At 69.6% G+C, this 19,167-nt stretch carries 22 protein-coding genes and 1 pseudogene; 6 read left to right on the top strand and 17 right to left on the bottom strand.

The genetic code is table 11. The features are described from left to right. The first annotated feature begins 230 nt into the window (after positions 1–230). From ACWD2L_RS14350 to ACWD2L_RS14370, 5 genes and pseudogenes are all read left to right on the top strand, one after another. Positions 231–515 (top strand): winged helix-turn-helix domain-containing protein, encoded by a 285-nt coding sequence (locus ACWD2L_RS14350; RefSeq protein WP_351340807.1) that lies wholly within the window; start codon positions 231–233, stop codon positions 513–515. An 89-nt stretch (positions 516–604) separates the two neighbouring features. Further along, on the top strand, positions 605–799 hold the full coding sequence (locus ACWD2L_RS14355; RefSeq protein ID WP_351340805.1) for a hypothetical protein: 195 nt from the start codon (positions 605–607) through the stop codon (positions 797–799). 83 nt (positions 800–882) lie between these two features. Continuing rightward, entirely contained in the window at positions 883–1,494 is a 612-nt protein-coding gene (locus ACWD2L_RS14360; protein WP_351340803.1) for an antibiotic biosynthesis monooxygenase, read from the top strand. 69 nt (positions 1,495–1,563) lie between these two features. After that, complete coding sequence (locus tag ACWD2L_RS14365; protein ID WP_351340800.1) at positions 1,564–1,770, top strand: hypothetical protein; 207 nt, start codon at positions 1,564–1,566, stop codon at positions 1,768–1,770. A 33-nt stretch (positions 1,771–1,803) separates the two neighbouring features. Beyond that, positions 1,804–2,172, top strand: a pseudogene (locus ACWD2L_RS14370) (Uma2 family endonuclease); the annotation flags it as partial. A 79-nt stretch (positions 2,173–2,251) separates the two neighbouring features. Here the strand turns inward: ACWD2L_RS14370 and ACWD2L_RS14375 are convergent. The 11 genes from ACWD2L_RS14375 to ACWD2L_RS14425 form a co-directional block, all read right to left on the bottom strand. Further along, positions 2,252–2,878 carry an OmpA family protein gene (locus tag ACWD2L_RS14375; RefSeq protein ID WP_351340797.1) on the bottom strand — a complete coding sequence of 209 codons (627 nt, stop codon included), beginning with the start codon at positions 2,876–2,878 and terminating at the stop codon, positions 2,252–2,254. 2 nt (positions 2,879–2,880) lie between these two features. Then, entirely contained in the window at positions 2,881–3,471 is a 591-nt protein-coding gene (locus ACWD2L_RS14380) for a hypothetical protein (protein WP_351340795.1), read from the bottom strand. Between the two features lie 21 nt (positions 3,472–3,492). Next, on the bottom strand, positions 3,493–4,086 hold the full coding sequence (locus ACWD2L_RS14385; RefSeq protein ID WP_351340792.1) for a pilus assembly protein TadG-related protein: 594 nt from the start codon (positions 4,084–4,086) through the stop codon (positions 3,493–3,495). A gap of 11 nt (positions 4,087–4,097) precedes the next feature. Beyond that, the gene (locus tag ACWD2L_RS14390) at positions 4,098–4,286 is read right to left on the bottom strand and encodes a hypothetical protein (protein ID WP_351340838.1); all 189 of its coding nucleotides are present in this window, start codon (positions 4,284–4,286) and stop codon (positions 4,098–4,100) included. A 205-nt stretch (positions 4,287–4,491) separates the two neighbouring features. Next, entirely contained in the window at positions 4,492–5,394 is a 903-nt protein-coding gene (locus ACWD2L_RS14395; protein ID WP_351340790.1) for a DUF5936 domain-containing protein, read from the bottom strand. 7 nt (positions 5,395–5,401) lie between these two features. Beyond that, positions 5,402–6,367: a type II secretion system F family protein gene (locus ACWD2L_RS14400; protein WP_351340787.1), complete on the bottom strand. Its 966-nt coding sequence runs from the start codon at positions 6,365–6,367 to the stop codon at positions 5,402–5,404. Next, the gene (locus ACWD2L_RS14405; RefSeq protein WP_351340785.1) at positions 6,364–7,743 is read right to left on the bottom strand and encodes a CpaF family protein; all 1,380 of its coding nucleotides are present in this window, start codon (positions 7,741–7,743) and stop codon (positions 6,364–6,366) included. The genes ACWD2L_RS14400 and ACWD2L_RS14405 overlap by 4 nt, the downstream gene beginning before the upstream one ends. 12 nt (positions 7,744–7,755) lie before the next feature. Continuing rightward, entirely contained in the window at positions 7,756–8,088 is a 333-nt protein-coding gene (locus ACWD2L_RS14410; RefSeq protein ID WP_351340782.1) for a TadE/TadG family type IV pilus assembly protein, read from the bottom strand. A gap of 215 nt (positions 8,089–8,303) precedes the next feature. Then, the gene (locus ACWD2L_RS14415) at positions 8,304–9,890 is read right to left on the bottom strand and encodes an AAA family ATPase (protein ID WP_351340780.1); all 1,587 of its coding nucleotides are present in this window, start codon (positions 9,888–9,890) and stop codon (positions 8,304–8,306) included. A 256-nt stretch (positions 9,891–10,146) separates the two neighbouring features. Next, complete coding sequence (gene cpaB / locus ACWD2L_RS14420) at positions 10,147–10,866, bottom strand: Flp pilus assembly protein CpaB (protein WP_351340778.1); 720 nt, start codon at positions 10,864–10,866, stop codon at positions 10,147–10,149. Positions 10,867–10,916: 50 nt separating this feature from the next. Further along, on the bottom strand, positions 10,917–11,858 hold the full coding sequence (locus ACWD2L_RS14425; protein ID WP_351340776.1) for a hypothetical protein: 942 nt from the start codon (positions 11,856–11,858) through the stop codon (positions 10,917–10,919). 300 nt (positions 11,859–12,158) lie between these two features. On the opposite strand from ACWD2L_RS14425, the gene ACWD2L_RS14430 reads away from it, so the two are divergent. After that, positions 12,159–13,178 (top strand): chitinase, encoded by a 1,020-nt coding sequence (locus ACWD2L_RS14430; RefSeq protein WP_351340774.1) that lies wholly within the window; start codon positions 12,159–12,161, stop codon positions 13,176–13,178. Between the two features lie 64 nt (positions 13,179–13,242). Here the strand turns inward: ACWD2L_RS14430 and ACWD2L_RS14435 are convergent, their stop codons facing one another. The 6 genes from ACWD2L_RS14435 to ACWD2L_RS14460 form a co-directional block, all read right to left on the bottom strand. Further along, positions 13,243–14,574, bottom strand: coding sequence for an Nramp family divalent metal transporter (locus ACWD2L_RS14435; protein WP_351340771.1), 1,332 nt, complete (start codon positions 14,572–14,574; stop codon positions 13,243–13,245). A 50-nt stretch (positions 14,575–14,624) separates the two neighbouring features. Then, positions 14,625–15,110: a hypothetical protein gene (locus tag ACWD2L_RS14440; protein ID WP_351340768.1), complete on the bottom strand. Its 486-nt coding sequence runs from the start codon at positions 15,108–15,110 to the stop codon at positions 14,625–14,627. Positions 15,111–15,184: 74 nt separating this feature from the next. Continuing rightward, positions 15,185–16,666 carry a GntP family permease gene (locus ACWD2L_RS14445; protein WP_351340766.1) on the bottom strand — a complete coding sequence of 494 codons (1,482 nt, stop codon included), beginning with the start codon at positions 16,664–16,666 and terminating at the stop codon, positions 15,185–15,187. Between the two features lie 146 nt (positions 16,667–16,812). Beyond that, on the bottom strand, positions 16,813–17,223 hold the full coding sequence (locus ACWD2L_RS14450; RefSeq protein ID WP_351340763.1) for a RidA family protein: 411 nt from the start codon (positions 17,221–17,223) through the stop codon (positions 16,813–16,815). A 42-nt stretch (positions 17,224–17,265) separates the two neighbouring features. Further along, positions 17,266–18,015: an IclR family transcriptional regulator gene (locus ACWD2L_RS14455; RefSeq protein WP_351340761.1), complete on the bottom strand. Its 750-nt coding sequence runs from the start codon at positions 18,013–18,015 to the stop codon at positions 17,266–17,268. After that, complete coding sequence (locus ACWD2L_RS14460) at positions 18,012–19,085, bottom strand: sugar kinase (RefSeq protein WP_351340759.1); 1,074 nt, start codon at positions 19,083–19,085, stop codon at positions 18,012–18,014. Before ACWD2L_RS14460 ends, ACWD2L_RS14455 begins: the two co-directional genes overlap by 4 nt. Positions 19,086–19,167 lie beyond the last annotated feature (82 nt).

Here is a 19,167-nt window from a genome sequence, read left to right on the forward strand (position 1 = left end):
GCCGAGTGGGGCGGGCATACAGAGACGTAAGGCCCAGGAGAGGGCCCGGAGAGTACGATCCAGCATGTTGACGCTCCTTTGAAGCGTTGGCCATGCCCCGGGATGGAGTCGCAATCCGTTGCCGGGGTGCTTGTGGACACTTCCACGTTATAACCCGCGTACGCGCGGTGTATAGCAGTATCGCGCAATCCACAGAACAGTACAGCTCAGCGCTGTCGTACGGTGTTCGAATGGCACCGGAGTCAGGACGCAACCGCCCGCCGATCGATCCCACCAAGATCGCGTATGTCTACATGCAGATGGCCGATCACATCGCCGACCGCATCGCCAAGGGCGAGCTGCTCCCCGGGGCGCGCCTGCCCGGCGAACGCGATCTGGCCGCCGAATACGGCGTCGCCAACCTGACCGCCCGCCGCGCGACCCGCGAACTCCGCGAACGTGGGCTGGTCGTCACGCTGCCCGCCAAGGGCACATTCGTCGCCTATCCGGAGACCGAAGGTTCCGACGAAGGTTGAGTGGGTGACGGTTACCCACAAGAACCCGGCCGCCGGTTTGACCAACCTCCGCACTGTGGGCGGAAGTTCGCGTTCGCTAGCGTCGCGTCATGAGGCGACGTAAGCGTACGGGGACGACGCGGATCAGGTCCTTGCAGCGGGTACGGGACCGCACCGAGCGGCGACGCGAACGGCGGCGGGACCGCAGTTGGGGCAGGCGCGTCGGGCGGCGGGCCGAGCGGGTCCGGCCGTGGCTGCAGTTCCTCGCGGACGTGGTGACGCTGCTCGTGAAACTGGCCCGCTGAGGCGGCAACTAGGGCCCCGGGCCCCGCTTGACCTCAACCGCGCTTGACGTTCCATGCTGGTCACACGACGACTGGAGGTTCGTGTGACAACGCTTCAACTGCCGGATCTGGCCCGGCCCGACGCCGGGACCACGCTGATCAGCGAGTGGCTCGTGGACACGCCGGACCGGCAGGATCGGGCGAGCCGGGCGCTGCTCGGGGAGTGGGACGAGCTGTCGGCCAGGTTTCACCCCGAGGCCTTCCTGCGGCTCAGCTGCTTCGCAAGCGCGGACGGGCGTGTGCTGCTCAGCGTCGCGCAGTGGACCAGCGACGACGCGCACCTCGCCTTCGTCCGCGAACACCGGGCCGAGATGGTCGGCCGCATCGACCGCGAGATCCCGGGGATCCGGCGTCCCGGGCTGGTCCGCTACCGGTTGGCGCACACCGTCGTGCCGGACGGCGCCGGCGACGACGACACGACCCACGTGGTCGTCGCGCGCGCCGAGAGTGAGCCGTCGTCCGACGCCGCGCAATGGGCCGCGACCACCGCCGACCGGCTACGGGCGGCCCCGCCTCCCGGCATGGGCACCGCACACGTCTTCGTAAGCGAAGACGGTGCGCGTGGCCTGCTCTACGCACCCGCGACACACGAGAACGGTGTCGCTGGCGCGCGGCTCTACAGGCTGCTCGGGAGCGTAGCGCCCGACAAGAGCTGACCCCGACCCTGCCGCCCTGCGGATACGCTGAAGAGCCGGCCCCGACACACGACGCCCGAGGCAGCTCCCGTGACCGAACGGCGCATCGCGCGCAACCTTCCACACCTGCTCTCGCTCGCCGAGCACGTCGAGGAGCGCGTGGAGGGGGTAGACGTCAGCGTCGTCGGCGACGTCGTGATGATGTCGCCGGTCCCTCCCGCCCACTTCCGCACTCAGCGAGAAGTCGACCGTCAGCTGTGCGAGCAGGTGGGTGACGCCGCCCTCGTCAAGATCTAGTTCACCCATCCCGAGTGGGCCACGCGTCGCAGCCCGGATGTCATCGTGTGGCACGGCGACGAGGAGGAGCCCGCCCCCTACGACGCGGACACCATCGATCTGGCTGTCGAGATCGTCTCCGCCTCGTCCGTCGAGAACGACTACGTCATCAAGCCACGCGAGTACGCAGCCGCAGGCATTCCGGTATGTCTGGTGCTCGACCCGTACACCAGGGCCTGGACCGCGTTCACCGAGCCGTCGGGCGGCGGGTACCGCGAGCGCGCCACGGGCCCGTACGGCAAGACGCTCACCCTCGACACCGGCGAGCACGTTCTGAGCGTCGACACGGCGCCGCTCGCCGTCACCAAGGAGTGGCAGCAACGGGACGCTTGGCCGACGCACCGGGTCATGGGCGACGGGTAGGCGGGCGGGACTGTGACGTGTAACTACGAGCGGATCGCTGTTACACGTCACAGTCCCGCCCGCCTACCCGATGTTCCGCTCAGTCGGACTTCGGGAGGGAGACCTCGACCCTGCGGTTCTTCTTGCGGCCCTGTTCCGAGTCGTTGTCCGCGATCGGGTAGTCCTCGCTGTAGCCCCTGACCTGGAACGTGATGTCTCCGCCCTTGGCGCCGAGCGCGGCGGTCAGGGCGTCGTGGACCGCTTCCGCGCGGTTCTTGGAGAGCTTGAGGCCGTGGGCGTACGAGCCGAGGTTGTCGGTGAACCCGAAGACGCGTACGGAGCTGGCCTTCTGGTTCTCGATCTCGTCGGCGATCGCCTGGATCCGGGAGTTCCCGTCGGGGTTCAGCTTCGCGCTGTCCTTCGGGAAGAGGACCTCGGCCTGGAGGGCGAACGTCACGTCCTCGTTGGTGTCCGTGCGGCGCTCGTCGCCGGAGAGGTCCTCCACGACCGACTTGATGTCCAGGACCTTCGCGGGGGCGAGGGTCGCCCCGTCGGCGAGCTTCAGCCCGGGGCTGTTGGCGTCCACGGAGGGCGGCGGGGAGCTGCTGTTGCTGCCGGGCGGGGCGCCGGTGGGTTCGTCGTCGGCGTGGGCCACCACCACTCCGGTGGTGAGCAGGAGCGCCGTTGCGGCGGTGAGGACCGTGGCGGTTCGGTGGCGTCGGGGCATGGTTACTCACCCTCGGCGATGGTGAGTTGGGCCGGGGGCATGGAACCCACCTGGAAGGCGACCTCGCTGGCGCCCTCGGGGGGAGCGGGGAACTGTGCGTACCAGTCGGTCGTCTGACCAGGGCGCACACCGCCGGTGAAGCGAGTACACAGGCAGCGCCCCTCGGTGTCGCGGAGGATCAGGTACTTCTTCTTGGCCTTCTGGTCGACGAGGCTGGCGCCGGCGATCGACCCGCCGTTGCGCGTCAGCTCCTTCTCGTCGCCGCGCCAGTCGACAGGGACCCAGGACTTGCCCGTCCCGTTCGCCACCGTGCCCTGAACGGTCACGAACCCGCCTGCGTCGCGGGCCGCGGATGTGATCGCGAGCGTGATTCCGCCCTGGCCCTTCACCTCGGCCAGCGTCTTGTCGGTTGCGGGTGCCGAGGACTCGGCCTTGTCGTCGCTGCCCTGCTGTGCCGGAGCCGAGGACTTCGAGGTGTCAGCCTCGTCCTTGTCCCCATCGCCTCCGCAGCCGGACACGGACAGGACCAGGCCGACCGCGATCGTCGCCGCGGCCAGTGCTCGGCGGGTGGTCGTCGTACGCCGAAGGTTCATCGCTGCGGCTTCCCTCTCTCGTCAGTCGGCAAGGTGGACGGCGAACAAGTCGGACGCGTCCGGCAGATCGTCCAGGTCGAAGTCGTCGGGGTCGAAGTCCAGCGTCTTACCGTCGCAGGTGAGTTGCAGGGGCTTCTTCGGGTCGGCGTCCAGCGGCACGTCGCAGCGTGGCTGGATCACCGCTGTGGCGTGCGCCTTCGCCGTCTTCGTCTCCGTGCCGGGGATGATCGTGTCGCCCACCGTGTGGAGGGTCTCCACGCCGACCTCGTAACCCGGGTAGTTGTTGACCTTCGTGAAGGCCGGACCGTTCACGACTTTGGCGTCGTTGGCAGCTGCCAGACGACTAGCCGCGGCACCCGGCGCACCGTCGTCCTTGGGGTCCATGCCGTCCAGCCAGTCCAACCAGTTGTCGCCGCCTTTGAGTGCGTCCCCCAGTCCCAGCATCAGCTCCTCACGGGAGGACTGCGCTGCTGCCAACGCGGCGGCATCGGCGGCGGATTGAGCTCCGTTCCGCGCCGAAGCCGCTTGCGCGAAGGCGAAGAAGGCGAAGGCGGCGAACAGCAGAATCCCGGTCAGCCAAATGTAGATCGGAAGCGTGGATCCACGATCGTCCAACCGGGCCCAGGTCAACCACCGGTGACGTTGCTGATGGCGTCCATTATCGCGCCGGAGATCAATCCATCGAGCCCCAGGCTGTCGATCGCCACGAAAATCCCCGCGATCAGAATCATCAGCCCCGCGTACTCCACAAACCCGGCCCCGGAATCCCGTCGGGACCCCCGAACCCGCTCCCCCAGCGCGTTGGTCCACGTCACCCACACCCCGAGCAATTTGTCCCTGATCACGGGAGCCCCCTTTCACCACTTCCGGCACTTTCGCCAAGGCAACCAAATCAACACACGCAACGTACGTGGAGCGCAACCCTCTGCACTCGTATTCGCCAAGTAAGGGGTCACGCTTGACCGGAAGTTGTCGGCGCGTTGTGTCGCACGTCATCGCCGGCCCCCTTACGTAGAAGACTCAACGGCCCAATATCGAGCCGAAGTTGGTTCCGGAACCGAGGAACATCCCGGTTCCGATCAGGATCATCGTCGCCGGCAACATGAACACCAACGTCACCATCGTCGCCTTCGGGATCGTCTTCGCCGCCCTGCGCCGCGAGTTCTGCGCGTCCGTGCGCCGCATGTCCGTGGCGAGTTGGATGAGGGTGTCGGCGATCGGGGAGCCCAGTTCCTCGCCCTGTTGGAGGGCCGAGACGAACTGGGCGACCTGCTCCGAGGCGTTGCGGCGGCGGAGTTCGTCGAAGGCCTGGCGGCGGGGGACGCCCATGTCCATCTGGCGGAGCGTGATGCGGAGTTCGTCGGCCCATGGGCCCTCGTACTTCTCCGAAACGCGGTCCAGCGCCTGGCGGAAGCCGAGGCCCGCCGAGACGACCACCGCGAGGACGTCGAGGAAGTCCGGGAGAGTGCGGTCGATGACCTCTTTGCGGTCCCGGACCGCCTGCCAGATGAGCGCGTCCGCCGCCAGCGCGCCGAAGGCGAGGGTCAGGAGGCCGAAGAGGGGGCTGTCGGCGGAGAGGAAGATCAGGCCCATGACCAGGCCGAACGCTCCGTAGACCGCCCGGCGGGCCGCGTAGCGGTCGATCGTCAGGCCGCCGGGGTTTCCCGCCTGGTCGATCTTCCGGCGCTTCGCGTCGACGCGGCGCGGGCCCATCAGGCGCAGCACCAGCGGCGCGAACCGCATGCCCATGCGGTCGACCGCGGAGCCTGCGGTGGAGACCCGGCCTGCGCCCACCTCCAGGGCGAGGGCCAGGTCGCTGGGGACCTTGGCGTCCGCGCGGTACATGCGGATGCCCAGGCAGATGCCCAGGGTCGCGGCCCCCGCGAGGGCCGCGAGGAGTATGCCCACCATCGTTGTCGACATCGTCTCCTCACACCTCGATTCGGCCGAGGCGGCGGATCACGAAGAAGCCGATGCCGTAGAGGGCCAGTGAGATCAGGATCAACGTGCGGCCCACTCCCGATTCCGTCACGCGCGCGAGTGCTCCGTCGTTCGAGGAGTTGATCAGGAGGAGGGAGCCGAGGCCGAGGAGCGGGACGGTGAAGGCCGTCGCGTTGACCTCGGAGAGCATCGTGCGGATCTCGCGGCGGGTTTCCTTCCGGTCCTCCAGAGTCTTTGTGAGGTTGCGGAGGGAGGAGACGACCGTGCCGCCTGCCTTGTTGGACAGGACGAGAGTTGTTACGAGGACGATCAGTTCGCGGGAGGGCAGGCGGGTCGCCAGTTCGTCCAGGGCGTCGTCCACCGAGCGGCCGAGTGCCAACTGGTCGGCGACGCGGGAGAGTTCCTCGCCTGCGGGGGCCTCCAACTCCTCTGCCGCCATCGCCAGCGATGTGCGCAGGGCGAGGCCCGCGGCCGTCGCGTTCGCCAGGAGGCGGGCTACGTCCGGGAGTTGGTTGATGAACGCCTCGATGCGTTTCTGGCGTTGCCAGTTGAGGAAGATGAGTGCGCTGTAGATGGCGACCAGGGCCGCGATCGGGCCGAAGAACGGGGCCAGGGTCGACGCCGCCAGCAGCCACAGGGCCACCGCGACCACGGCCACGTAGACCGTGAACTCGCCCGCTGTCACGGCCAGGCCCGTCGCCGACAGGCGCAGGTGCACCGAGCGGCCGAGGCGGGTGCGGCGCAGGCGGCGGTCGATGGCGGTGAAGCGGCGGGCCCGGCCGCCGCCCGCGCCGGCGGCCGGGTCGCCGCCCGCCGAGTATGCGTCCAGGCGGTCGGCCAGGTCCTGGCGGCGGGCCCGGCCCGAGGCCAGGACGTGGACGCCCGCGATCGCGACGACGCAGGCGAGGACCGTGGCGGCCAGGGCCAGCAGGACAGGGGTGGTGGGGGTGGTCATCCCGTCGCCTCCCTCGTGTTGCGTTCGTCCACCGACTCGACGACACCGAACGCCGGTGGCACCGCCTCCCCCGCCACGTACAGCCGGTCGGCGAGGAGGCGGGGCAGCGGGAGGTGCTCGTAGTAGCCGCGGACGCGGCGGATCTCCTCGTCCGTGGCCCCGGAGACGTAGGGCTGCGCGACGAAGCGGGTCGCGGTCGCGATCCTGAACTGTTCGCGGCCGTGGGAGATGAGGAGCGCGATCTCCGTGACGCGGCGGGAGCCGTCGGCGGCGCGGGTGAGCTGGACGAGGACGTCCACCGCCGAGTTGATCTGGTCGCGCAGCGCCTCGAACGGGATGTCGACCTCCGACATCGAGCCGAGGGTCTGGAGGCGGGTGAGGGCGTCCTCCGCCGTGTTCGCGTGGACCGTGGCCAGCGAGCCGTCGTGGCCGGTCGACATCGCCTGGAGCATGTCGAGGGTCTCGCCGCCGCGGACCTCGCCGACGATGATGCGGTCGGGGCGCATGCGCAGGCTGTTGCGGACGAGGTCGCGAATGGTGATTTGGCCCTTGCCCTCGACGTTGGAGGGCCGGGATTCGAGACGGATCACGTGGTCCTGCTGGAGTTGGAGTTCCGCCGAGTCCTCGATGGTGATGATGCGTTCGTGGGCAGGGATGAGCGCCGAGAGGGCGTTCAGGAGGGTGGTTTTGCCGGAGCCCGTGCCGCCGCTCACGATGATGTTGAAGCGGGCGCGGACGCAGGCGGCGAGGAACATCAGCATGTGCTCGTCGAGCGAGCCGAGTTCGAGGAGTTCGCCCAGGCTGTACGCGCGCGGGAAGCGGCGGATGGTGAGTGTGGCGCCGGTGAGCGAGAGCGGCGGGATGATCACGTTGACGCGTTCGCCGGTGGGGAGGCGGGCGTCGACCATGGGGTTCGACTCGTCGACGCGGCGGTTGACGGTCGACACGATGCGTTCGATCGTCTGCATGAGCTGCTCGGATGATGCGAAGCGCATGGGGAGTTGCTCTACGCGGCCCGCTCGCTCTACGAAGATCGAGTCCGGGCCGTTCACCATGATCTCGGTGATCGAGGCGTCCGCGAGGAGCGGTTCGAGGATGCCGAGACCGAGAGCCTCGTCGACGACGCGGCGGATCAGCTGGGTGCGTTCCGTCGAGGAGAGGACGGGGCCCTCGCGGCTGATGATGTGGCCGAGTACGCGCTCCAGGCGGACGCGGCGTTCGGCGGCCTGGAGGGACGACATCTCCGCGAGGTCGATCTCCTCGAGGAGCTTGGTGCGGTAGACGGCGATCAGGCCCTCGTCGCGGTCGGCGGGGGTGGTGGTGCCGGGGCCTCCGGCCGGGTCGTGGGTGGCGATCACGCGGGAACGTAGGCTCATCTCCGCGTCACCTCAACTTCCTGCGTTTGTGCGGTCGTTCGGCATGGTGGCCGTGCGGTGGACGTACCATCCGTCGCCGAACAGGGGGATGACCGGCGGTACGTGGACGGTGACCGTGTACGTCACCGTGTCCTCGCCGGGGGCGCCTTCCGCCTTGGGGTTCAGCCAGGAGCTGGTGGAGGCGGCTGCGGCGGTTTGGGCGGTGCCGGGGGCGAGGGATTCGGCTCTTGCCGCGGCGCGGGCGGCGGAGCCGGCCTGGTTCGCGGCGTAGCCGACGAGGCCGAGTTGGATTGCGGCCATTCCTATGACCAGGAGGAAGGGGAGGAAGCCGGCGAACTCCAACATGGACACTCCGCGGTCACCCGCCGGTTTCCGCCGCCCCGGGGTTGACGCCTCGGGGCTCCGCCCCGGACCCCGCGCCTCAATCGCCGGCGGGGCTTTATATTGCCGAACCGTTTGATTTTGCCCAATCGGCACATTCAAGCCCGACTGGACAAAATCAAGCCCCTGCGGCGATTGAGCAGCGGGGTCCGGGGCGGAGCCCCGGGGCGTCAACCACGTCACTGGGCGGCCTCCGTTGCCGCGCCGGCCTCGCCCTTTACCGACCAGCCGGGGTTCACGCCGGGGAAGAAGAGGGGGACGTCCACGTTGACCGTGGCGTGGGTGACCGTGCCGTCGTCGGCGCAGGTGATGTCCGCGTCCTGCCATGCCGATGGCAGGTTCTTGCGGCCGGCCGCGCCGCAGGCGCCCGCCATGTCCCCGGCCCCCGCGGCAGCGGAAGTCGCCGCGCGCGCCGCCTCGTCCGCCGCGTTCCCGGCCAGGGAGTACGTGTAGCCGTACAGGACGCACTGCCACATCAGGGCGAGGACGACGAGGACCAGCGGGAACATTGCCGCGAACTCGAGGGTCACCGCGCCCTTGTCGGAGCCGCGGCGGCGGGCCCGGCGGCCGGACGTGGCAGGCGTGGGTGTGGCCACGAGGTCGAGTTCCGCGGCCAGTGCCCACATCGCCTGCTTGACCGTGGAGCGGTTGTCGAGGTCCTGCATGCGGCCCGCGTCGACCGCTGCTTGGAGTTCCTTGTACGCGGCCGGGATGGAGGTGCGGGCCGTCTTCGTGCCGGTGACGCGTTCCACCAGCGTCGGCTGGATCTCCGACGAGCGGGCGTGCCGGTTCACGACGGTGAGGGTTTCCTCCGCCTTGCGGATCTGGAGGCGGTCCCAGAGGCGGACCATGCGTTTCGCCGCTCGTACCGCCACGACGTCCGGGGTGACCAGAAGGGCCGCCTGGTCGGCGAGTTCGATGGCCGTGGTGTTCGCGGCGCCCATCTGCGTACCGCAGTCGATGATCACCACGTCGTAGCGGGCGCGCAGGGCGTGGATCACCTGGCGGGCGACTCGGTCCGTGACGTCCTCGCCGCGTTCGCCGTCGGCGGGGGCCAGGAGGAGGTCGACGCCGGACTCGTGGGCGAAGGCGGCGTCCTGGAGGACGCGGGGCGTGATGTCGCGGATCGCGGCGAGGTCGGCGACGGAGCGGCGGAACTGGACGTCGAGGTAGGAGGCCACGTCGCCGGACTGGAGGTCCAGGTCCAGGAGGGCGGCGGTGCGGCCGGACGCGCGGGCGGCGAGGGCTAGTTGGACGGCTGTGACGGTCGTGCCCACACCGCCCTTCGCGCCCGCCACGGCGATGACGCGGCCGCCGCCGCCCGCCGGGACGAGTTCCGTTCCGGTGCCGCCCGCGAGGTGGCGGCGCATGCCGGCCGACCAGGCGGCGGCAGCGTGTACGCGTTCCGCGAGGGCGTCGTAGCCGAGGGGGAACGCGACGATGCCGCGCGCGCCGCTGTCCATCGCGGCGGTGAGGAGGGCGGGGCTGGTGTCTCCGGTGAGCAGGACGACGCCCACCGCCGGGAAGCGGAGGACGAGGTCGCGGATGAGGTCGAGGGCGGGGACGGGGCCGATGCGGTCGTGGACGAGGACGACTTCCGGGAGCTCGTCCAGGGATTCGGCGGCGAGCGCGGCCAAGGTGTCGAGGAGGGCGGTGGCGTCGGGGGTGGGTGGGGCGGGTTCGGCGTCCGGGAGTTGGGAGAGGAGGGTGCCCAGGGCGCGGGTGGTTTCGGGGTCGGCGGTGGCCGGGAGTATGCGGATGGTCATCGGCGGGACGCTCCATTCCACGGCACCGTGGTTGCGGTCACGGGGCTCCGCCCCGGACCCCGCGGGCTCTCGTCCGAGGGTGGGGCTTGATAATGCCGAACCGGCGTTGCGGTCGCGGGGCTCCGCCCCGGACCCCGCTGCTCAATCGCCGCAGGGGCTTGATGTGCCGGCGGGGCTTGATTTATCAAGCCCCGCTTTTGGACGAGAGCCCGCGGGGTCCGGGGCGGAGCCCCGAGGCGTGGGGCGCGAGTGGGCCTCACTTGTCCCCCTCCAGCGTGTACGACTTGTCGTCCGGGGCGATCGTGGCGTCGGCGCCCGGGGCGACAAGCGCCAGGCGGACGTGGGTCGCGAAGGACTCCGCGTAGGCGACGCGCTGCGCGTCCGCGGGGCCGAGGGCGAAGGTGATGGGGACCGCCTCGCCCTGGCGACGGGTGGAGTTCTCGCTGTCCGCGGCGCCCTGCTGGTCGATCGGGGTGAGCTTGCCGACGTCGATGACGCCGGCGTTCTCCACGATGACCTTGGACTGGTCCTTCTCCTTGTCGTTCTCGGCCTTGAACGTCGCGTAGATGTTGACCTTCGAGCCGGGGTTGATCTTCCCGGCGACGCCGGTCTCCGCGTCGATCATGATGGCGATCTCCTGCTGGCCCGCCTCCAGCTTCGGACGGTCGACGATCATGTCGGTCTGGAGGAGGGAGCCCCTCTTCAGCTGCGTGACGGCGATCTTGCCGCGGAGGTCGCCGAGGTCGGTGACGGCCGTGTCCGACAGCCACCGCTTCGGCATCTCCACCTTCTCGAACTGGTCCGCCGTGAGCTGCTTGTACGGGGACACGTCCTGCTTCAGCCGGTACGCGGGCACCTCGTCGCCCACCTTGGAGTTCACGTCACGGATCACCGCGAGCACACCGGCGAACGCTCCGATGGCGCACAGGGCCGAGACGACCAGGAGTATGACGCCGCGGCGCTGACGTGAATTCATGGACCGAGCAACCTCGTTGGTAGGAGGTAGGGAGTAGGGGGCCGTACGGGTCAGTGGTGGGACGCGCCAGGAAGGGCCGTGCGGGTCGAGCCGGCCGCCGGTGCGAGTGCCGAGCGTGCCTGAGTACCCACGCCCTCGGGTGGCGCCTCACCGGCCAGCGGCGCGGAGCAGAACCCGCAGCGGTCGCCGATGAGTTCGAGGCCGCACCAGTGGCACTGCTCGCGGCGGACGGACGAGACCAGTTGGTAGAGCACGGAGATGTTCGGGATGGCCGCCGCGAACTCCACGATCCGGCCGGGGTTGTCCGGCCTGCCCGTCGCCCACCACCGCGCCGACTCGGCCGGCAGCCGCGTCCGCGTCACCCCCTGCACCCGCCAGGCCGGGGCGAGGACGCCGGTGAGCCAGTCCGGGGTGCTCCGGCCGACGGCGTAGACCATGCGGGTTCCGAAGGCGGGGCCCGTGGGGGTCTCGGAGCCGGTCAGGCGCAGGAGTTGGGGTTGCGGTGAGGCCACCACCGCGAACTGGGCGTTCGGGGACCAGGACTTCGCGTGTGCCTTGAGGGAGACCGGGACCCGGTCCAGTTTGGCCACGGAGCCGACGACCGCGCCCGAGTAGACGTAGTGGGCGAGCAGCCGGGCCGAGGACGCCAGTACGCCGGGACTGAAGTCGCAGATCGACAACTGGCGCAATTGCAGCGCGAGTACGGCGAGGCCGAGGGGTGGGAGCGCGGGGCGCAGGATCGCGATCCGGTCGGTTTCCAGCATGGAACGGATCGAATGCAGCCGGTGCACGGTCGCGTCCGGAGCCGATTCCGGGCAGAGCACGATCACGTACCCGTGCTGTTCGATCAGTGTGTGGACGTCGGTCAGGGCGCGGTCGAGCGGGTACTTCTCCTGCGGTTCACCCACGGGCAGCACGGTGGCGGTCGGTGTGTGCCGGTCCGGTGAGGCGAGGACCAGGTCGGGGTCGGTCACGGCTATGGCGGTCGGCACGCGTGAACCCCCCGGTCGTCGCTCTGCGTCCCTGCGGCAGCACCTCACGGTGGTGCTGCGGTGGTGCTGCGGTACTGCTTGAGCACCATATCCACGCGGCCGCCCCGCAACACCCCACTTCGCACTGTTCACAGGGCGATGGGCGGTGATCGGTGGCGGGTTGGCGAAGAAGCGTCGGTGCCAACTCTTGACAAGTCCAATGGTCTGGACCAGTTTGTACGGCCAGCAGCTGCTTCCCCAACTCCCCCCACTTCTCCCTCACTTCGGTGCCGGGAGACCTCCCCCCACTTGGAGGAAGAAATGGCGCATTCCTATCGCAGACGGTCCAGGATCGGCGTGCTTCTTGGCGCGTTCACGGCGGCGGCGCTCGCCGTGGGCGGTCTCGCCACGACGAGTACGGCGAATGCCGTGAGCACGGCGGACAGTTCTACGGCCGCCGTTCCCGCGCATGCCGTCACCGGCTACTGGCAGAACTTCAACAACGGCGCGACCGTGCAGAAACTCGCCGACGTCCCGGACGCGTACGACATCGTTGCCGTCGCCTTCGCCGACGCCACCGCGGAGCCCGGAGCCGTCGACTTCACGCTCGACTCGGCGGGCCTCGGCGGCTACACAGAGGACGCCTTCAAGGCCGACATCAAGGCCAAGCAGGCGGCCGGGAAGTCCGTGGTCATCTCGATCGGCGGCGAGAAGGGCACCATTCAGGTCAGCGACGCGGCCTCCGCGGCCAACTTCGCCGACTCCGTGGACGCGCTCATGCAGGAGTACGGGTTCGACGGGGTCGACATCGACCTGGAGAACGGGCTGAACTCCACCTACATGTCGCAGGCGTTGAAGTCGCTGGCGGCGAAGGCCGGCAGCGGGTTCGTGCTCACCATGGCGCCGCAGACCATCGACATGCAGTCGACCTCGGCCGAGTACTTCAAGACGGCGCTCGCGGTGAAGGACATCCTCACCGTCGTCAACATGCAGTACTACAACAGCGGTTCGATGCTCGGGTGCGACGGCAAGGTCTACAGCCAGGGGTCCGTGGACTTCCTGACCGCCCTCGCCTGTATCCAGTTGGAAGGCGGGCTCGACCCCTCGCAGGTCGGCATCGGCACGCCCGCCACGTCGAGCGCGGCGGGCAGCGGATACGTCGCGCCGTCGGTCGTGAACGACGCCCTCGACTGCCTCACCAAGGGCACGAACTGCGGTTCGTTCAAGCCGTCGAAGACCTACCCGGGCCTGCGCGGCGCGATGACCTGGTCCACCAACTGGGACGCGTCGTCCGGCAACGCGTGGTCCTCGGCCGTGGGGTCGCACGTCGACGCCATGTGACGTGGAAAACGGGCAGCGCCGCCGCTCCCCCGGTGGCGCTGCCCACCTTCCCGTACCGGCCGGGTCAGAAGAAGTCCGACCAGGGCTGGTCCCAGATCTGCTTCACGCACAGGACGACGAACAGCAGGCCCGAGACCGTGAGCATGCTGTTGCTCAGCCAGCCGTTGCGCCAACTGGCAGGCGTACGCGAGGAGTTGAGCAGCCAGACCAGGGTGAGCGCCAGGAACGGCATGAAGGCCGCGCCAAGCACCCCGTAGATGATGACCAGGCGGAACGGCTGGCCCTGGAAGAGCAGGACGATCGGCGGGAACGTCATCCACAGCAGGAACGCCCGGAACGGCCAGCCCTTCTCGCGGTCGCCGCGCGCCACTTCCTCGCCGGTGACGACGCGCGAGAGCCGGTAGCGCTCGACGAAGTCGGCGAACATCAGGCTCACGCCGTGCCAGACGCCGATGAGGGAGGTGAAGGACGTCGCGAAGAAGCCGATGAGGAACATCTTCGCCGTCGCCGTGCCGTACTGGGCCGCAAGGATCGTGGAGAGGTCCACGAGGCCCTTGTCGCCCTCGGCGATCGCCGTGTGGGACGCGTGCAGCAGCTCCGCGCCGACGAACAGCATCGCCACGACGAAGATGCCGGTGGTGATGTACGCGACCCGGTTGTCGAGGCGCATCACCTTCATCCACGACGTGTTCGTCCAGCCCTTCGCGTTGACCCAATAGCCGTACGCGGCAAGGGTGATGGTGCCGCCGACGCCACCGATCAGGCCGAGTGTGTTGAGGATCGAGTCCTTCTCGTCGGGCAGGACCGGGAGCAGTCCTGCGAAGGCGGCGCCGAGGTTCGGGGTGACGCGGATCGCCAGGTAGACGGTGACGACGAACATGACGCCGACGAGCACCGTCATGACCTTCTCGAAGACGCTGTACTTGTTCAGCCAGACGAAGACCAGGCCGACGACGCCGGAGAGGATCGCCCACGGCTTGATCGACCAGTCGGCCGGGAACACGTCGGGGAACAGCGCCTGCAGCGGCAGCCCGCTCGACGACATCGCCGCCGCGCCGTACACGAAGCCCCAGATCACCGCGTAGATCACGAAGAAGTACGTGGTCCACTTGCCGAGGCTCGCCCAGCCGTCGAAGAGGGTGCGCCCGGTGGCCAGGTGCCAGCGGCCCGCCGCCTCCGCGAGGCTGATCTTGACGAGGCAGCCGAGGACGGCGGCCCAGAGCAGGGTGTAGCCGAAGTTGCTGCCCGCGATGAGAGTGGCGACGAGATCGCCCGCCCCGACGCCCGTCGCGGCGACGACGATGCCGGGGCCGATGTATTTCCAGCTGGACTTGCGGGGGTGCGAGTCGGGGATGGTGCCGGATCCTGCTTCTGGGGTACCCGTGGTGTCCGCCATGAACATCAAGGGTGCGTAAAGCTGGGCCGCTGGCAAGAGGGCGGGCCGGACTACTCCTCGAAGTATGCGTCCAGCGCCTTGTCCAACTGGTCCGTCCACTCGGCGAGGCGGGCCTTGTCGGGGGCCTCGACGTCGTTCGGGAACCAGCGACTGTTGGGCAGGTGGACGGTCACCGTGAGGCGCTTGCGCGCCGTGCCGAACTCGACCGCGCTGATCTCGTCCCAGGTGAAGTCGGCCTCCTGGTCGTCGAGCGTGTAGCGGACGCCGGTCGCGTCGACGGTGATGGAACCGCGGCGGTCCTTCGCCTCCATGACGGGGCCGTCGGCGTCTTCGGCGTCTTCGGGACCCGCCGGGTCCTCGGTTTCCGCTTCCGCCTCTTCGGGCTGCGTCGTCGTCACCTCCTCCGGAGTCTCTTCGGCATCCGTGACCTCCGCGTCCGGCTGCCGTGCGGGAGCCGTCAGGCCGGGGATGTGCGCCGGGTCGAAGCCGGCACCGGTGACGGGCGTGACCTTCTCGTTCTCCATACGCTGCTCCACGGCGGAAGTATGGCGGACAAGCCTGTGCCGCACCTCCCCCAGGGGTGGGTGCGGCACAGGTGCGCCGGAGCGCGCTAGACGAAGAGGCTGATCACGAGGGCGACCACGAAGCCCGCGATCGACAGGACCGACTCCAGGACGGTCCACGTGCGCAGGGTGTCCCGCTCCGTGATGCCGAAGTACTTGGAGACCATCCAGAAGCCGCCGTCGTTGACGTGCGAGGCGAAGATGGAGCCCGCAGAGATCGCCATGATGACGAGGGCCGTGTACGGCTGCGAGTAGTCGCCCGCCTGGAGCAGCGGCCCCACGATGCCGGCCGTGGTGACGATGGCGACCGTCGCCGAACCCTGCGCGACGCGCAGCACCAGCGAGATCAGGTACGCGAGGACCATGATCGGCAGGCCGATGCTGCTGAACGTGTCGGACAGCGCCTGCGCGATACCGCTCGCTTGCAGGACGGCGCCGAAGACACCGCCCGCGCCGACGACGAGCAGGATGTTGGCGACCGGCTTCAGGGACGCGGTGGACACCGTCTCCAGGGACTTGCGGGACCAGCCGCGGCGCAGGCCGAGCAGGTAGTACGCGGCGAACAGCGCGAGGGTGAGCGCCACGAACGGGTTGCCGAAGAACTCGATGACCGAGCGGGCCGTGGAGGGGTCCATCGCGATCGAGGAGAAGGTCGCGGCGAGGATCAGCACCAGCGGGATGGCGATGATCGTGAAGACGATGCCGAGCGGAACCGGGTCCTCGCGGGGCGTGATGCCGTCCTTGCGCTGCTCCGCGGCGAGCGCGGCCTTCGCCTCGTCGGCGGCCTCGACCATGTCCTGCGGCACCGGCACGAAGATCTTCTTGCCGATCCAGGCGGCCCAGGCCCACGCGGCGAGCACGGCCGGGATGCCGCAGACGATGCCCATGAGGATGACCCAGCCGAGGTCGACGTGGAGCAGACCGGCCGCGGCGACGGGCCCCGGGTGCGGGGGCAGGAACGCGTGGGTCATCGAAAGGCCCGCGAGCAGCGGCAGGCAGTACAGCAGGATCGACTTGCCGCCGCGCTTGGCGGCCGCGTAGACGATCGGCGCGAGCACGAAGATGCCGACGTCGAAGAAGACGGGGATGCCGAAGATGAGGCCGGTGAGGCCCATCGCGATGGGGGCGCGCTTCTCGCCGAAGAGGTGGATCAGGCGGGACGCCAACACCTCGGCGCCGCCGGAGACTTCGAGGATCGCGCCGAGCATGGTGCCCAGGCCGATGATGATCGCGATGTGCCCGAGGGTGCCGCCCATGCCGTCTTCGATGACGGAGGTGACCTCGGACTTCTGGACGGTGCCGAAGAGTTCGGTGACGGAGAGACCGGCCGCGAGGCCGACGGCGATGGAGACCGTCAGGAGGGCGACGAAGGGCTGAAGGCGGGCCTTGATGATCAGGAAGAGCAGCAGCACGATGCCGAGGACGGCAACGGTCAGCAGGCCGGCCGTGCCGGGTATCAGGAGGAGCAGACCACCGGTGTGCTCCGGCTGGTCCGCGGCGGCGGACGCGAGGGTGGCGTACGGGGACATCGTTGACCTCGTAAGTACATGGGGGAAGTGGGGGTTTCCAGCGCTTCCAGGCAGGAGGGATCGCGGTGCGGCGGCCCCCCGGAGGGGCGGCGCCGCACCGTGACGACGTACGAATCAGCAGGAGCCCGGGGGCGGGCTCAGGGGGTTCAGCTCAGGACGGCGAGCGCGTCGATCTCGATGAGCAGACCCTTGGGCAGACCGACGTAGACGGTCGTGCGGGCGGAGGCCGGGGCCTTGAGGCCCTCGCCCTCGAAGTACTCGTTGTAGATGGCGTTCATCTCGGCGAAGTGGTCGACGTCCGTCAGGTAGACGCGCATCATCATGACGTCGTCCCAGCTCGCGCCGCCCTCTTCGAGGATCGCCTTGACGTTGGCGAAGGTCTGGAGCGTCTGCTCCTTCAGCGTCGGGCCCGCGGGGGTCGGGGCCTTGCCCTCCTCGGCCGGCAGGAAGCCGACCTGGCCCGCGACCTGAAGGATGTTGCCCTTCTTGACGCCGTGCGAGAACTTCGCCGGCGGGGTGGTGTGCGTGGAGGGCGTGAGCGCGGTCTTCTCGGTCATGTGAACTGACTTCCTTGTGAGGGGGGGTTACTTGGGAGGGGGCTACTTGGTCGGGGTACCGGAGTAGTCCCGGCTGATGGCTTCCGCCGTGCGGCGCACCTGCGGAAGCAGCGTGAGGAGTTCCTCGGCGGTGACGACGACGTTCGGCGCGGAGACCGACATCGCGGCGACGACACGTCCGTCCGCGCCGCGGATCGGGGCCCCGACGCAGTTGATGGACTCCTCGTGGCCACCGAGGTCGGTGGCCCAGCCCTGTTCACGGACCTTCTCCAACTCCCGCAGGAACGCTGCGGCGTTGGGAGTGGAACGGGACGTGTACATGGGGTAGTCGAGCTTCTCCGCGAGGGCGCGGCGCTCGGCCTCGGAGAGGTCGGCGAGCAGCAGCTTGGCGACGGCGGCCACGGTGATGGCGACCGGCTTGCCGACGCGCGAGTACATCCGCACCGGGTAGCGGCTCTCGACCTTGTCGATGTAGAGGACCTCGTTCTCCGCGTACACGGCGAGGTGGATGGTGTGCCCGACCTTCTCGTTGAGTTCGACGAGGTGGGCGTGGGCGATCTCGCGGACGTCGAGGTTCTCGACGGCTTCCTGGGCGAGCGCGAAGAGGCGGGCGCCGAGGCGGTAGCGCTGGTCGGTCTGGCGGTAGACCAGGCCGTGCTCGTGGAGGGTGCGCAGCAGGCGCAGCGCCGTGGACTTGTGCACGTCGAGGCGGTCGGCGACCTGGCCCAGGTCGGCGGGTCCCTCGGCGAGCAGCGGCAGGATGCTGAGCGCGCGGTCGACGGTCTGGCTCATGGCGTACGTACCTCCTCTGCGGCCGGCTCGTCGGTGGCATCGGCTGCCGCCCAACCCGGGCCGACGTGCAGTGTCCCCCACGAGGCCGCGTCGAGGCCGACGAGGCGGTCGGCCCGGGCGCGGCTCGGGGGCGCGGCGAGGTCGCCGGGCTCGGTGAGGGCGACGGCGGCCCAGAGGTGGCCGTGCCGAAGGCGCTCGGCGACGGGCAGCCCGCGCAGCGTGGCGGAGAGGAACCCGGCGGCGAAGGCGTCGCCCGCGCCGACGGCGGCGACGACGTCGACGCGCGGCGAGGGCTCCTCGTGGCGGCCGTCGGCGTCGTACGCGACCGCGCCGTCGGCGCCGCGCTTGACGACGAGCAGCGCGGGCTCGGGCAGCGCCTCGCGGATCGCGTCGGGTCCGCCGGTGATGCCCCAGGCGTCCTCGGCCTCGTCGTCGCCGACGAACACGATGTCGGCGCGGCGCGCGAGTTCCAGGAGTACGTCCGGGCCTTCCGACCGGCCCGACCACAGGCCGGGGCGGTGGTTGACGTCGAAGGAGACGAGGGGGCGGCCCGCTCGCGGAGCCGTCAGCTCGCGCAGCAGGTCCAGGCAGCTGTCGGAGAGCGCAGCGGTGATCCCGGACAGGTGCAGGATCCGGCCGGAGCGCAGCGCGTCGAGGTCCAGGTTGGCGGTGGACATCGCGGAGGCGGCGGAACCGGCGCGGTAGTAGGCGACCTCGTGGTCGGCGGTGGCCCGGTCGCCCGCCGTGCGGAAGTAGATGCCGGTGGGCCGGTGCGGATCGCGGCGTACGGCCGCGGTGTCCACGCCGTACGCGCCGATGGCCTCCACGAGGTGGTCGCCGAACCCGTCGGCGCCGACCCGGCTGACCCAGGCGGAGCGGTGCCCCGCGGCGGCGAGCACGCACGCCACGTTGGACTCGGCGCCGCCGATCCCGCGATCGAACGAGGGCACGTCGGCGAGCCGCCCCGGCACGGCGGGCCGGAACGTGACCATGGACTCGCCCAGCGCGACGACGTCGGGGGTGACGGCGTCGGGTGCGCTGTTCGGTACTGCGGGTCCGGTGGCGGTCACGATGGGTCGCACTCCTCGCGGCAGGGGACTTCGGGCTTCGTTGACCCGACGTTGGCTCGGATGTTAGACAGCATGAAGCGAC

This window comes from Streptomyces sp. NPDC002754 (assembly GCF_053592315.1).